Genomic DNA, 13,334 nt, shown 5'->3' on the forward strand with positions numbered 1-13,334 from the left:
TCGCCTGCGGGAGGGCTTGCACGATGCCTTGGGACGTTACCATGCCTCCGGCAGCGTATCTGAGGAGGATACTCGTTTGGCCCGTGAGGTATTGAGATCCTACGGTTCTCTCCGTGCGGAGACGGACGTGATGCGCTGCAAGGTCTACTCGTCGCTCCTACCTACCTACAAGCTGTTAGGCGAGGAGGATGAGTTCGTACGCTTGTTCGCCACGATGCGAAGCATGCTCCCGTTGGTAAAGGCTCCGCAATCCCGTGCCTTGTTGCTGGTGACGCTCTACGGTTGCACGGACAGCAGTCTCTACCGGCAGATGGCGCACGAGGTTGTGGACCCGTGGCGGTGTGAGTCCTCGCCCAAGAAAAGCAAGTTATCCTTGATCCGCCGGCTGGACGATTACGATCGATGGCTGAGACACTAATAGAGTTGACAGTTTAAATCATAATTCAACAATCATAATTCAAAACATGTCTTCCCTTCCTTCCGGCGTTCGTTTGGTGCGGTTGCTGAACGAGCATTTAAATGATATCATGAACCGCGAGCGTGCGAACCAAAACTCGATTCACCTGTATTGCACGGGTCCTTACTGGGTGGCATTTGAGCGCTCGGCCTATCAGTTGCGCCATGTGTTCCCGGACAGCGAGATTACGCCAATGCGTTTGCTCGGCTACCCGTTCCCGGTGGTGATGGTGTCCGTTACGGATCGTTCGCTCCGCTCGTATGCCCGCAGGCACATCTTGCGAAGAGACGACATAGATTACAAATTATTAACAGCATCCCAACTCTCCCATGAGGACTACCAAGCGTGGCATGCCGGCGAGGTGAAGGGGTTGCCTTCATTAAGTGAGATCGTATGAGTGAAGAGAGTAGTAGTATTCCTTTCGAAAAAAGAGAGGGAGAGAATCCGGAACGATTCATCCCGGATGGGATGAATGCTATCGAACGTAACGTGAAGCGTATTGGGGATTGTCTTTTGGCCTTCATCGCTTTGATCGTATTCTCCCCTTTGTTTTTAATTTGCTATATCGTCGTGAGGTGTGAGGATGGCGGTCCGGCTGTATTCAAGCAAGAGCGTATCGGTCGTTTCGGTCGTCCGTTTCATATCTATAAGTTCCGCAGCATGCGTTTGGACGCTGAGAAATTCGGTCCCGCCCTTTACAAGGGAGGTGCGGATCCCCGTATGACCCGTGCGGGGAAGTTCTTGCGCGAGCATCATTTGGACGAGTTGCCCCAATTGTGGAATGTCTTCATCGGTGATATGTCTTTTATCGGTCCCCGTCCGGAACGGAAGTTCTACATCGACCAGATCATGGAACGTGATCCCCGCTATCGTTACCTGTACCAGATCCGTCCGGGCGTGACCTCTTATGCCACGCTCTACAACGGCTATACGGATACGCTGGAGAAGATGCTTCGCCGTCTGCGCTACGATTTGTTCTATTTGGAACACCGCTCGTGGTGGTTCGATTTCAAGATATTGGTGAAGACGTTCTTGAACATAGCATTTGGTAAGAAATTCTAGACAAGGATAACCGGAAAGGGCAATTCCGTCCTTCCCATAAATCAAAATACCATGAAGAAAGTATTGAAAGGCTGGCTTATCGACAATTCGGTGACCACCGACAACAAGACGGACAAGATCCTGCTGCTGGCTTCGGCTGGAAGTTTAACTTTGGATGACGTGTTGGAGGAGATGTACAAGCAAGACACCGGTCTACGCCCGGAGACGATGCGTCACTCTGTGACTCTCTACCATCGGATAGTAATGGACTTGATCTTAAACGGCTATAGCGTGAACACGGGTCTGTTCCGTGCCGTCCCCCAGTTGAAAGGCGTGGTCGAGGGCGGCGTTTGGAACAAGGAGAATAATTCCATCTACGTCTCTTTCACGCAAGACAAGGCTCTGCGCGAGGCGATCGCCAAGACCGTGGTGGAGATCCTCGGCGAGAAGTCTAACATCATGTACATCCTGGAGACCGAGGATCGTAAGACGGGCTTGAAGGACGGCAGTGCCACTGCGGGTCACAACTTTTTCGTCCGTGGGGCGATGCTGAAGGTGGTTGGCGACCACGAGTCGGTAGGTGTTACGCTGACCGATTCCAAAGGTGCCACCACGAAACTGACGGATGACCAGATCACCATCAACAACCCTTCTTCGCTCACGTTGCTCCTGCCGGCTGATTTGGCGGAAGGTGAGTACACGCTGACTGTGACGACGCAGTATGGTAGTGCGGGTCACATACTGAAAACGCCTCGTAGCGTAAGTACGCAAATTTGGGTGGGCGGAAAGCCTGCTGATGGCGGTGGCGATAGCGAGAGCCCGGATGAGATCTGACATATTTGGTAAATCGCTATTACCAGTACAGGTAAATCACTATTACCTGTACTGGTAAACCTCCTTTACCTGATAAGGTAACAGAGATTTCTCGGTTGAGTATGCTTTGGAAATAGCTTGTACATTGGTGAGATCACGGTGTGATCTGATAATGGGTGTAGGAATTATGTGAATAAAGTTCCTAATAACATTACATTGGACACAGATAATGTTAAAATCAAAATTGATTGTTAATATGACTAGGTTTAGGGTACTGCAAAGAGCCTCCCCTAGAGTGTACGCCTTGTATTGAGTTTGCATAATATTTAAATGATTTATTAATAGAGAGATGAGAGAACGTATTGTTGCCTTCGACTATTTAAGGGCTCTTGCTATTACCGGTATATTGCTATGCCATTTTTGTCATAATTATAATTCAATTTCATTTTTAGGACATTATTTCGGAGGTGTCTTTGTAACATTGTTTATCGCAATGTCTGGTATGCTATTTGGTATTGTATGGAATAATAATAGCCGGATGGAATATGATATGTCTTTTCTGAAACAAAGATTTTTTAAACTTTCAGTTACATATTATCCATTTCTGATTTTAATGTTTGCATTCCTTTATTTTGTGGATGATTATCATTTCAATGTAAAAAATCTGTTCCTAATAAATATGTTTCATTTTTGTTTTTTATTAGTTTTGAGATATATTTGATGTTTGAGCTTGTTAGTGAAGGACGTTATTCCTTAATGCGTATTATAGATAATCCTTTTTTTGCTTTTGTAGTGTATGTGATTTCTAGTGTATTATTGGGTTGTATATTGCATTTTATTGTAAAATACATAAAAAATATGTGCTTTAATTGCTCTTAAGTCATGAAATATTATTCTCTGCATTGTCTGGTGTGTCTTAATAAAGTGTGTGCTTTGGATTGTTCGATTACGATTTTATGTCTGCAAATTCCGAAAACAATAAGCGAATAGCTAAGAACACGTTGTTCCTCTACATGCGCATGCTTCTGATTATGGGGGTGACGCTGTACACCAGTCGGGTCGTGTTGAGGGTTTTGGGTGTAGAGGATTTCGGCATTTATAATGTGGTGGGAGGGGTAGTTTCCATCATGAGCTTTTTTATTTCTAGTTTATCTAATGTTACCCAACGATATATGAATATAGGTTTGGGAAAACAAGACTTAATGGAGACAGGATGTGCTTTTAGACAGAGCCTAACCCTCATGTGGCTGTTGTCCGTATTATTATTGCTGTTTGGTGAAACATTGGGACTTTGGTTTGTATACAATAAGTTAGTGATACCTCCAGAGAGGTTAGGTGCTGCCGTTTGGGTATATCATTTTTCATTGATCTCCATACTTTCCGCTATTAATCAAGTCCCATTAATGGGGGCTATAGTTGCGCATGAGCGAATGAATATATATGCCTATCTTGGTCTTTTTGAGGCTTGTGCTCGATTATTCATAGTCTATTTGCTTGAAGCTTTTGGAACAATCGATTCGTTGATATTGTATGGTTTGCTTATGGCTATAGTTTCTGTCTTCGTCTGGCTAATTTATGCGATATATAGTGTAAGGTCATTTACCGAATGTAAATTTAGGTTTTATTGGAATTATAGTTTGGTCGCAGAGATGTCAAAGTTTATAGGTCAAAATTTATTTGGCTGTTTCGCTTGGTCTGCAGGTGTACAAGGAACAAATATCCTTTTAAATATATTTTTTGGTCCCGCTGTAAATGCGGCACGAGCGGTTTCTGTGCAAGTAAGCGCAGTTGTTACACGTTTTACTGAGAACATGATGACAGCGGTTAAACCTCAAATAATTAAATCATATGCTTCCGGTGATTGTGAATACATGGTGACACTAATTGAGAAAAGCTCTAAATATGCTTATTTCTTAGCGGCCTTGATAGCTATACCTGTAATGGTTGAGATAGAGTTTATACTGGAGGTTTGGTTAGGTGAGGTTCCAAGCCATACTATATCATTCACTCGTCTTGTTCTGTGTGAATCCTTGATAGGAGTATTTATACCACCTCTATGGATGGCGGCAAATGCAACTGGACATATAAAAAACAGTCAAGTATATGGTAGAATGTTCACGTTGGCGATATTACCTATAAGCTATCTTTTGTTAAGATTGAATGCTAATCCGCTTGTCCCATTTATTGTTGCGGTTTTAGCAAATGTAGGATATTGGTTTTATAGTTTGTGTGATATTCATAGGCAAATACAGTTGAATATGAGAAAATACTTTCGAGATGTTGTTAGGCCTATATTAATTTTTACATTCTCATTGGTGTTAGTCGGTTCTATATTGATGTTAATCGAACCTAATGATTCAGTTTTTCGTTTCTTGATAGTTTTTTCGCTTTCCGTATTTATTGGCTTTAGTGTTATTTATAGTTTGTTGCAATCAAGTGAGCGTATGATATTGCATGCGGCTCTAAAACGATTTGTTGTTAAATAGTTGTTTTTGTTATTAATAGAGTAAAAATAGTATATAAGCAATGTAGGGTTATTGAATCATGTTAAGTAACTAGAATATATTTGATGTAATTTGAATTTAAATTATTTATATATGACTTGTGGCAATAAAAAAAGAATTCTGTTCGTGATGCAAAGCCTTTATGATGGTGGAGCGGAAAAATTATTGGTGGATATGCTTAATAATTTTGATTATAGTAAATATGATATAGATCTTTTGTTAGAACATGATTTTGGAAATTATGCAAATCTAGTGCCTTTAGAAGTGAGAAAAATAATATTATTCTATAATATTAATAGACCCTTATTAGAAAGGATGATAGGAAAAATAATGTCCTATTTTGGTTTATATTATTTTTATATATTATTTTTTAGAAGACAAATAATAATTGATAAGATGAAAGGTGAAAAGTATGATACGATAATATCTTTTTTAGAAGGACGGAGTTTGGTGTATCATAGCTTTATATTGAAGCAAGGAATTAGGCATTTATCTTGGGTGCACGTAGATCTGTTTAATTTCCATTGGACAAAAAGGTATTTCAAAAGTAATAAGCATGAAAAGAAATGTTATGAATTAATGGATGATGTGATCTTTGTGTCTAATGATGCGAAAAATAAATTTCAACAACTTTTTAATGTGACTACATCCACAAAAGTAATATATAATTTGATAGATTGTAAGACAATTGTCTTGCGGGCAAATGAGTTTAAAGTTGAGAAAAGGAAATTTACGGTTTGTCTAGTAGGAAGATTGGTTAGACAAAAACAATTTGATAGTATTATAAGAGTTGCTAGAATTTTTGTAGATAATGGATATGATATAGATTTTTGGATTGTTGGTGCAGGTTGTTTGGAGTCAGATCTTAGTAAAATGATCCATGATTTACATTTGGATGATAATGTACACCTTTTAGGTTATAAGCCTAATCCTTATGTCTATATAAAGTGTGCGGATTTATTTGTGAGTTGTTCTTTGGCAGAGGGATTTTCTTTAGTTGTGGCGGAAGCATTATGTCTGGGAAAAGCAATTGTGTCTACAAAAACAGTTGGTCCAGTAGAGCTTTTAGGGTCAAATTCCGAGTATGGGGTTTTGGCAGACAATGATGATGAATCTCTGTATAATGCAATTAAATTATTTGTCAATGATTATAATAAGGTCTTTGTCTATCAAGATAAAGCAGCAAAACGTTCTTTGATGTTTGATGTTGAAAAAACAATGAATGAAATATATAGTATTTTATGACTGGCTCATTTGTTATTAAGAAGAATAGAATTTTAGAGATATTGTTCTTTATTATAATATTTCTTGTTAATCTTAAAATGACACTAAATATATCAAACTTTGCTACTGCTAATTTATCTATACTTATTATTGGTATTTCTTTTATTTCGTTGCTTTTTACAAAGATAGATGATAATATTTATTGGATAGTTCTATTTTTTATACTTTCATTGTTTCGTGTGGAAGCATCTAAAATGTTGTTTGTGTCATTGCTGGTATCAATATCTAGGAATCTTTATATTGATAAAATGGCTAAATATTCTTTTTGTCTAACTGTATTATTCTTAATTATAAATTACGGTTTATTGATTTTAGGAGTGTTGCATGAAGAATATTCTGATTTTTTCTATAAGTCTGGAGGCGTTGTTAGTGATATGGGATATGGAAATCCTAACCTGTTTTCATTGTATTTGTTTTTCTTGGTTATTTTTCTTGTGGTTTTAAAGAAAAAAATTAATACATTTCTTGTCGCTTTTATAGTCTTTGTTATATATGAATCATTTTATTCTCGTACGGTTCTGTTCTCTGGCTGTATTCTGCTTGTTTTATCTTTTGTTCAAAAAACAAATTTAAAAAAATGTTTCTTTAATAAATATATATTGTTGTCTTATCCATTTGTGATACTATTCTTTTTTATTGTTGTTTTGTTTAATGAATCAGAGTATTCTTTTATTCATGAAATTAGTTCTGGTAGATTAAGGTATTCTTTGCTCGTATTTGGCGAATTAACTCCGAATAATTTGTTGATTGGTGCAACTAAGATTGATGAGTCTATTATAATAGATGTTGCGTATATATCATTGCTGCTGTCTTCTGGAATTTTTTCTTTAGCATATTTGTATAATCTATATTGTAAGGCTGTTTCTAAGTTTGATTATAATTCGATTCTCATTCCTGTAATGCTTCAATATTTATTTTTGAGTTTGTCCGAAAGTGCTATTATTAATACATATCTTTGGGGAGGTCTGTTTTTTTGGATAGTAATGTCGGGTAAGTATTCTTGTGGTAAAACCAATTAATTATTTATATGTTTTTTGATTTAAAGAAAAAAATATCTTATAAAGAATGGAATGTGGGCTTTTTTAATGCTATTCCAGAAGATTTAGTCAGTGATAATATTGATTTGTCTAATATCACTTGGTTAAGGAGAGACTCTAAATTTCATTGTTATGCAGATCCATTCATTTTAAATGTATCTGACTACACTATTGATTTGCTTGTAGAAGACATCTTGTTAGGTAGTAAAAATGTAGCAACAATATGTCATTTGTCTGTCGATAAATGTACAGGTGAAATAATTGAAAAATATACGTTGATAGATGATAATATACATAACTCTTATCCCTTGATTATTAGAGGTGATACTCTTGATGAGGTTTATATTGTTCCTGAAAACTCGTATTCTACAGAACTTAATGTTTATAAGTATAATACTTTGTTACATTCTTGTGAACATTTCAGTACTATGCTTCCTGTTGCAGTTGCGGATGCTACAATCTTGCCTTATAATGGAGCCTTTTATCTTTTTGCAACTTCAAGAAATGCATATAATAAGGATTTGTATATGTGGACTTCAAATAATAGATTATATGGATACGATTTGTCTCCAATATTAATAAAATCTAATTTGTTTGGGAGCAGAATGGCTGGTGATTTCATGCACGTAAATAATACTGTATACAGACCAGCTCAGGATTGTTTGCAAGGGTATGGTAAAGGTATTATTCTGTATAAAGTTGAGGATATTTCAGATAAGTCCTATAATGAAACAAAAGTAATATCCCTTTATCCTGATTCTTCGTCATATTACTCGGATGGTTTGCACACGATAAATTTTTATAAAAGCATATGTGTTATAGATGGTTATAAGAATCACTATATTCCTTTTCAGAAAATATATCGTAAATTATTTGATAAGTATAGATCATGAATATCTTGTTTATTAGTTTATTAGATCCTTCTGAATCAGGTAGTGGCAATCAAAAAGTCACTTTGTTGTCTGCCAAATATTTGTCTAGTGTTGGAATTCATTGTTTTATAGCTTATTTTAAAGATTCTGAATATAGTTCCTCTCAATTAGTCTTTGATGCGAAATTTAAAATTGATTATAATGATTTAGATGGTTTCCGTTCTTTTCTTATTGACAATGAGATCTCTATTATTCATAATCAGGCATCAAGAGCTGTTAATATGAAATTCCTTGGTCAAGCTGTTGCGGGATTAAAAGTGAAAATTATATCAGTTTTGCATAATCTTCCAGGAACAGAGAATATTAGATATAATAAGCAATCTCTTTTGTTTCAAGTTCTTAATAGGTGGATTTCTTTTAAGTGGCTTATTTATCTTTTATTGTTATTCTTCTACCCTATTACTCGTTTTCTAGTTAAATATACTACCAAAAGGAAGTATAAATCTATCTATAAATACTCAGATGCTTTAGTTCTCCTATCTGATGCTTATATACCTATTTATAGATCTATTGCTAATTTGAAGGATTCTTCTAAGATGGTCTCAATTCCTAATTTTCTCTCATTTGATTATGTTGAGCGTAACTATTCTAAAACAAATGAATTGCTAATTGTGGCTCGATTTGATGAAATATCTAAGCGTATATTACTAGCATTAAAAATTTGGAAACATTTTTTATCTACTTATGATGTGAGAGATTGGTGTTTAACTATAGTTGGTTATGGAGAGTGGGAATCTGTTTATAAAGACTTTATAAATAAAAATGATATTGTAAATGTGAAATTGGTTGGGCGTGATGATTCAAAGAAATATTTTGAACGTGCGTCAATACTAATGTTTACCTCTTTATTAGAAGGTGCTCCACTAAGTCTGCTTGAAGCTATGCAGATGAAAGTAGTCCCTATTGCTTTTGATGATTGTATGGCTATTCGAGGTTTCTTAATTAATGATATTAATTCAAAAGTTATTAAGTCTTTGGACATATCTGAATATTCTCGGTCGATTTATGACTTAATTACTAATGAAAAATTGCGTTGTAAACTTTCAGAGAATGCTTTTAATTGTCTCCATTATTTTACTGTAAAAAATGTTATGCTAAGGTGGGTGGATTTGTATAATAGTTTGTTGAAATAATATATAATTATGTGTCACGAAAATTTTATTATTGGATACACTTCTGGAGTGTTTGATATGTTTCATATTGGTCATTTAAACATACTAAAACGAGCTAAGGAATTGTGTGATTTTTTAATTGTTGGTGTTAGTACCGATGAATTGGTAAGAGAGTATAAGCATAAAAGTCCTATAATCTCTTATGATAATCGTAAGGCAATTGTTGAGGCTTGCAAATATGTAGATAAAGTAGTTCCTCAAGTTAATCGAGATAAAATGTCTGCTTATCATCGTTTGCATTTCGATGTGATGTTTGTTGGTGATGACTGGAAAGGTAATTCTTTGTTTCAGGAAGTAGAAGCTGAGTTGAATAAGAATGGAGCTAAAGTTGTTTATTTTCCTTATACTAAAGGTATTTCTTCTACTATATTGCGTGATAAACTAGTTTAAATTACTACTATGAATGTTGATATTAAAGATTTTCAATATAAAATATTAGAAATAGCGTTTTATTTTGATGAGTTTTGTAAGAAATATGATATAGAATATTATTTAATGGGTGGAAGTGCTTTAGGTGCTGTTAGGCATCATGGCTTTATTCCATGGGATGATGATTTTGACGTTTTTATGACTTTTAATAATTATCATAAGTTCCTTCATTATGCTTCTATACATCTTGATACAGAAAAATTTCATCTTCAAAGAGAAAATTCTACTGAGTGGCCTTTGTTTTTTTCTAAGTTAAGAATGAATGGAACAACTTGTATTGAAAAAGGATATAATAAAATGCATCAAGGTATTTATATTGATATAATGTGTTTGTATAATGTATCACCTAATAAGTTTGTTCGTTATATTCAATATTTATCCGCTCAAATTTTAAAAGCTACATCTCTTTATTTGGTAGATTACGATTCTGATAGCTTTTTCAAAAAAGTATTTATTAATTCTTGTCATTTTATTGTAGGTACTACAGCAAAAAACTTTTTATTCAAAATATTGAATCACTTTTCAACTAAAAATACGTTACTTGTTGGCCATTTTTTTGGGAAGGCTCCGTTTCCCAAAACGAGTTTTCCTCGTAAATGGTTAGGAATTCAGCGCTATGTGAATTTTGAGAATGTCCTTTTACCAATTCCTTTTGAAGCGGAAAAATATCTTTCTCTTAGGTATGGTAGCGATTTTATGAAAACCCCTAATTCTGATATTTTTACAGAATATCCTATTCATGCAGTTTTTGTTGATATACATAATGATTATACAATTTATAAAGACAAGTTTAATTCTTAATTATCTTAGCTTTAGCTGATTACTTAACTGAAAAATCTTTTCTTTATCATGAAAGTAGTACTTCTTGCAGGAGGTTTCGGTTCTCGTATATCTGAGGAATCTCAGTTCAAGCCGAAGCCAATGATTGAGATTGGTGGTATGCCAATCTTGTGGCACATTATGAAAGAGTATGCCTATTATGGTTATACCGAGTTTATCATTTGTGCCGGTTATAAACAGGAATATATTAAGGAATGGTTCGCCAACTATTTCCTTCATAACTCTGATGTGACTTTCGACTATCGTGGTGGTAACAATGAAATGACTGTTCATCAAACTAATATGGAGCCTTGGAAAGTCACAGTCGTTGATACGGGCTACAACACTATGACTGGAGGTCGTATTAAACGTATCCAGAGATATGTAGAGAATGAGACTTTCTTGATGACATACGGCGATGGTGTTTGTGATGTGGAAATTGATAGATTGGTGGAGTTTCATAAGAGCCATGGTAAGCTTGCGACCCTTACGGCCGTCAAAATGGCACAAGATAAAGGTGTCTTAGATATTACTAAAGATCAAGCTGTAAGGGCTTTTAGGGAAAAGAACGCCTCTGATGGCGCTCCTATTAATGCCGGTTACATGGTGCTAGATCCCGAGGTTTTTAATATGCTGGAAGGGGGTGACTCTTGTGTCTTTGAAAAGACCGCACTTGTAAGGTTGGCGCAAGAGGGTCAGTTGATGTCTTACATCCACACTGGTTTTTGGCAGTGCATGGATAACATACGTGAGAAATCTATACTTGAAAAACTGCTTGCCGAGGATAAAGCTCCTTGGAAGCGTTGGGAGCGCTCTGTTCCGGAAATACCAGATTACGCAAAATAATAAGTTATCATACAAATGGGAAATATATTGGATTTTTATAAAGGTAAGAGGATTTTCCTTACGGGCCATACCGGCTTTAAGGGCTCTTGGATGTGTAGGATACTCGCTAATGCCGGAGCGGTCGTTACCGGATATTCACTTGAAGCCCCAACAGAGCCTTCGTTGTTTCAAATTGCTAATATTGAAGATGACATACATTCCGTGATTGGCGATATACGAGATTATGCCTCTCTAAAGAAGGCTTTTGATGAGTCTCAACCAGAAATTGTGCTGCATCTTGCCGCTCAGCCCATTGTTAGAGATTCTTATAAAGATCCTGCCTATACCTACGAGACAAACGTGATGGGTACCGTGAATATTCTTGAGTGTGTTCGCAATAATTGTTGCGTGAAGTCTTTCTTGAATGTCACTACGGATAAAGTGTATTTGAATAGGGAGTGGAGTTGGGGTTATAGGGAGAATGAGGAATTGGATGGGTATGATCCTTATTCAAATTCCAAATCCTGTTCGGAGCTGGTGACTCATAGCTACAAGCGTTCTTTCTTTACAGATATTGATGGTCTGCCTATTATTCCTATTTCTACTGTTAGAGCGGGTAATGTGATAGGTGGTGGAGATTTCGCCAGTGATAGAATAATACCTGATTGTATCCGTGCGGCTGTAAAACATGAGGATATTGTTGTGCGTAATCCATACTCTACCCGTCCTTATCAACATGTTCTAGAACCTTTGTATGCTTACCTGCTGATAGCGATGAAGCAATATGAGGATATCGGTTTTGCGGATTATTATAATGTAGGTCCCGATGATGTGGATTGTTTTCAAACAGGCGCTCTTGTTGACCTATTTGTGAACAAGTGGGGCGAAGGCATGAGGTGGGTGAACAAGTATGATGGTGGTCCTCACGAGGCAAATTTCTTGAAGCTTGATTGCTCTAAGTTGAAAAAGACTTTTGGATGGAGCCCTCGATGGAATCTGGATGAGGCAATGGAAAAGATTGTTGAATGGAGTAAGGTTTGGCTAGCAGGTGGGGATGTTCGTGTTTGTATGGATAAACAGATAGATGAATTTTTAAACGTATAACGATAATATGAAGAACGTAATCGTCACAGGGAGCAATGGTTTTATAGGTAGTTCACTTATAAAGAAATTGATAGAAAAAGGTACTAGGGTTGTTGCTGTTGATATTACCTTTCATGGCAATCGTTTGCCTGATTCAAATCTTATTACGAGGATAGAATCAGGGGTGAATACATCTCTAGTCGAAAGACTGCCAGTAATTGAATATGACTCTTTCTATCATTTTGCGTGGAAAGGTGTAAATGGGGCTGATAAAGCAGATCCTACGGTTCAATTATCAAATATTCAGATGGCAGTAGATTGCGCTAATATTTGCAAGAGGTTAAATGTGAAAAAGTTTCTTTGTGCGGGTACTGTAGCGGAGAATGTAGCATTTAGTTTGTCGCATCTGAAAAAAACGACTGGTGGAATGATGTATGGTGTGGCTAAGCATGCTTGCAGAATAATTTTGGAAGATTATTGCAAGAATATCGCTCAACAGTTTGTGTGGATGCAGTTCTCAAATATATACGGTGTAGGTAATAAAACGGGCAATTTGGTTAGTTATACGTTAGGTGAGTTGATGGCTGGTAAAGAAGCCGCATTTGGTCCAGCTTTACAACCATATGATTTTATTTATGTGGATGATCTTATAGAAGCTGTATATCGTCTAGGCTTTAAGGAAACGAATAAGCCGTTCTATTATATAGGCTCTGGCAATCCTAGAGTCTTGAAAGATTATCTTATTCGTATAGGAGAACTAGTTGGTTGCGCTGATAAGGTAGGGATAGGAGTCCGTGAAGATGATGGTGTAAAGTATACAATGGATATGTTTGACAATAGTAACTTGGTTAGTACTATTGGAGAATATGCGTCTATAGACTTTGATAAAGGCATTGATAAAACTATTAATTGGCTTAAAAACTCTTTGATGTTATAGC

Annotated in this window: 14 protein-coding genes and 1 pseudogene; all 15 read left to right on the plus strand. The window is 36.4% G+C overall.

All coding sequences use genetic code 11. The features are described 5' to 3' along the window. Positions 1-418: pseudogene (locus tag DW205_RS20245) on the plus strand (transcriptional regulator); the annotation flags it as partial. A 46-nt stretch (positions 419-464) separates the two neighbouring features. Then, the gene (locus DW205_RS20250) at positions 465-854 is read left to right on the plus strand and encodes a hypothetical protein (protein ID WP_005868192.1); all 390 of its coding nucleotides are present in this window, start codon (positions 465-467) and stop codon (positions 852-854) included. Next, a complete protein-coding gene (locus DW205_RS20255) occupies positions 851-1,519 on the plus strand; it encodes a sugar transferase (RefSeq protein WP_005868193.1) in 669 nt (222 codons plus the stop codon). Before DW205_RS20250 ends, DW205_RS20255 begins: the two co-directional genes overlap by 4 nt. A gap of 51 nt (positions 1,520-1,570) precedes the next feature. Further along, positions 1,571-2,332 carry a DNA-binding domain-containing protein gene (locus DW205_RS20260; protein WP_005868194.1) on the plus strand — a complete coding sequence of 254 codons (762 nt, stop codon included), beginning with the start codon at positions 1,571-1,573 and terminating at the stop codon, positions 2,330-2,332. Positions 2,333-2,660: 328 nt separating this feature from the next. Then, a complete protein-coding gene (locus DW205_RS20270; protein WP_005856250.1) occupies positions 2,661-3,032 on the plus strand; it encodes an acyltransferase family protein in 372 nt (123 codons plus the stop codon). Between the two features lie 235 nt (positions 3,033-3,267). Next, entirely contained in the window at positions 3,268-4,797 is a 1,530-nt protein-coding gene (locus tag DW205_RS20275) for a membrane protein (protein ID WP_008778277.1), read from the plus strand. 147 nt (positions 4,798-4,944) lie between these two features. Continuing rightward, on the plus strand, positions 4,945-6,060 hold the full coding sequence (locus DW205_RS20280; RefSeq protein WP_008778278.1) for a glycosyltransferase: 1,116 nt from the start codon (positions 4,945-4,947) through the stop codon (positions 6,058-6,060). After that, positions 6,057-7,118 (plus strand): hypothetical protein, encoded by a 1,062-nt coding sequence (locus tag DW205_RS20285; RefSeq protein WP_005868196.1) that lies wholly within the window; start codon positions 6,057-6,059, stop codon positions 7,116-7,118. The genes DW205_RS20280 and DW205_RS20285 overlap by 4 nt, the downstream gene beginning before the upstream one ends. Before the next feature lie 8 nt (positions 7,119-7,126). Further along, a complete protein-coding gene (locus DW205_RS20290; protein WP_005868197.1) occupies positions 7,127-8,029 on the plus strand; it encodes a hypothetical protein in 903 nt (300 codons plus the stop codon). Continuing rightward, positions 8,026-9,201: a glycosyltransferase gene (locus DW205_RS20295; RefSeq protein ID WP_005868199.1), complete on the plus strand. Its 1,176-nt coding sequence runs from the start codon at positions 8,026-8,028 to the stop codon at positions 9,199-9,201. The genes DW205_RS20290 and DW205_RS20295 overlap by 4 nt, the downstream gene beginning before the upstream one ends. 9 nt (positions 9,202-9,210) lie before the next feature. Next, positions 9,211-9,630 carry an adenylyltransferase/cytidyltransferase family protein gene (locus DW205_RS20300; protein WP_005856277.1) on the plus strand — a complete coding sequence of 140 codons (420 nt, stop codon included), beginning with the start codon at positions 9,211-9,213 and terminating at the stop codon, positions 9,628-9,630. Positions 9,631-9,639: 9 nt separating this feature from the next. Continuing rightward, positions 9,640-10,470 (plus strand): phosphorylcholine transferase LicD, encoded by an 831-nt coding sequence (locus DW205_RS20305; RefSeq protein ID WP_005868202.1) that lies wholly within the window; start codon positions 9,640-9,642, stop codon positions 10,468-10,470. Between the two features lie 48 nt (positions 10,471-10,518). Beyond that, the gene (rfbF, locus tag DW205_RS20310) at positions 10,519-11,334 is read left to right on the plus strand and encodes a glucose-1-phosphate cytidylyltransferase (protein WP_005868204.1); all 816 of its coding nucleotides are present in this window, start codon (positions 10,519-10,521) and stop codon (positions 11,332-11,334) included. A 15-nt stretch (positions 11,335-11,349) separates the two neighbouring features. Next, positions 11,350-12,417: a CDP-glucose 4,6-dehydratase gene (rfbG, locus tag DW205_RS20315; RefSeq protein ID WP_005868206.1), complete on the plus strand. Its 1,068-nt coding sequence runs from the start codon at positions 11,350-11,352 to the stop codon at positions 12,415-12,417. A gap of 7 nt (positions 12,418-12,424) precedes the next feature. Then, positions 12,425-13,333 (plus strand): NAD(P)-dependent oxidoreductase, encoded by a 909-nt coding sequence (locus DW205_RS20320; RefSeq protein ID WP_005868208.1) that lies wholly within the window; start codon positions 12,425-12,427, stop codon positions 13,331-13,333. The last annotated feature ends 1 nt before the right edge of the window (position 13,334 follow it).

This window comes from Parabacteroides sp. AM17-47, from assembly GCF_003434625.1.
GTDB classification, from domain to species: domain Bacteria; phylum Bacteroidota; class Bacteroidia; order Bacteroidales; family Tannerellaceae; genus Parabacteroides; species Parabacteroides distasonis.

What these genes read in the sequence shown, in the direction of transcription:
- DW205_RS20250 (WP_005868192.1), top strand. Translation starts at nt 465, where the DNA reads ATGTCTTCCCTTCCTTCCGGCGTTCGTTTGGTGCGGTTGCTGAACGAG.
- DW205_RS20255 (WP_005868193.1), top strand. Translation starts at nt 851, where the DNA reads ATGAGTGAAGAGAGTAGTAGTATTCCTTTCGAAAAAAGAGAGGGAGAG.
- DW205_RS20260 (WP_005868194.1), top strand. Translation starts at nt 1,571, where the DNA reads ATGAAGAAAGTATTGAAAGGCTGGCTTATCGACAATTCGGTGACCACC.
- DW205_RS20270 (WP_005856250.1), top strand. Translation starts at nt 2,661, where the DNA reads ATGAGAGAACGTATTGTTGCCTTCGACTATTTAAGGGCTCTTGCTATT.
- DW205_RS20275 (WP_008778277.1), top strand. Translation starts at nt 3,268, where the DNA reads ATGTCTGCAAATTCCGAAAACAATAAGCGAATAGCTAAGAACACGTTG.
- DW205_RS20280 (WP_008778278.1), top strand. Translation starts at nt 4,945, where the DNA reads ATGCAAAGCCTTTATGATGGTGGAGCGGAAAAATTATTGGTGGATATG.
- DW205_RS20285 (WP_005868196.1), top strand. Translation starts at nt 6,057, where the DNA reads ATGACTGGCTCATTTGTTATTAAGAAGAATAGAATTTTAGAGATATTG.
- DW205_RS20290 (WP_005868197.1), top strand. Translation starts at nt 7,127, where the DNA reads ATGTTTTTTGATTTAAAGAAAAAAATATCTTATAAAGAATGGAATGTG.
- DW205_RS20295 (WP_005868199.1), top strand. Translation starts at nt 8,026, where the DNA reads ATGAATATCTTGTTTATTAGTTTATTAGATCCTTCTGAATCAGGTAGT.
- DW205_RS20300 (WP_005856277.1), top strand. Translation starts at nt 9,211, where the DNA reads ATGTGTCACGAAAATTTTATTATTGGATACACTTCTGGAGTGTTTGAT.
- DW205_RS20305 (WP_005868202.1), top strand. Translation starts at nt 9,640, where the DNA reads ATGAATGTTGATATTAAAGATTTTCAATATAAAATATTAGAAATAGCG.
- rfbF (WP_005868204.1), top strand. Translation starts at nt 10,519, where the DNA reads ATGAAAGTAGTACTTCTTGCAGGAGGTTTCGGTTCTCGTATATCTGAG.
- rfbG (WP_005868206.1), top strand. Translation starts at nt 11,350, where the DNA reads ATGGGAAATATATTGGATTTTTATAAAGGTAAGAGGATTTTCCTTACG.
- DW205_RS20320 (WP_005868208.1), top strand. Translation starts at nt 12,425, where the DNA reads ATGAAGAACGTAATCGTCACAGGGAGCAATGGTTTTATAGGTAGTTCA.